The sequence below is a fragment of the Vibrio sp. 1562 genome (genome assembly GCF_033340155.1).
Lineage (GTDB): Bacteria > Pseudomonadota > Gammaproteobacteria > Enterobacterales > Vibrionaceae > Vibrio > Vibrio alginolyticus.
In genome coordinates, this window is sequence record NZ_JAWOVY010000651.1 from 1 (window position 1) to 556 (window position 556).

Consider the following 556-nt stretch of genomic DNA (forward strand, 5'->3'; position numbering starts at 1 on the left):
GATCGAGGAAGCGGGCGACGGGTTTGGTCATTTTTAGGCGAATCGCGCCTTCTTTCAAGTTTTTATCTCGGCAAGTTCCCGGATAAAAGCCACCGTGCTCTTTAATTTGCTTGCGAGTGCATTGGCAATAATAGGCGTCACCGTTGTCGAGCCAAGCATCGATCTGTGCTTGGTAAAGGTCATGACGCTCGCTTTGATACACCACTTCTCCATCCCAATGCAACTGGTAAGCTTTAAGCGCTTCTAGAATCAGTTGCGAAGCGCCGGGCATTTCTCTTGGTGGATCAAGATCTTCAATGCGTACTAACCAAATTCCGTTGTTTGCTTTGGCTTGAAAATAACTGCCAAGCGCAGCAATCAATGAGCCAAAGTGTAATGGGCCAGAAGGGGATGGGGCAAATCGACCTACGTAGCGTGCCATGGGTGTATCTCGAATTTATTAGATGTACAGTTTAGTCATCGCAAGTAACGCTTCAGCTAGGTTTTGTAAACACGAAGTGGCAATAACGTTTTGCCTGCGGTGAGTGTTTGTGGTTCTGAGCGCTTACGGGACTGG

At 47.8% G+C, this 556-nt stretch carries 1 protein-coding gene; it reads right to left on the reverse strand.

The window, feature by feature from the left end; translation table 11 throughout:
* Window positions 1-421 (reverse strand): glutamate--tRNA ligase family protein (locus tag R7Z49_RS26885; RefSeq protein ID WP_318112716.1); only part of this gene is annotated, 421 nt, incomplete at its 3' end.
* Window positions 422-556: the final 135 nt, after the last annotated feature.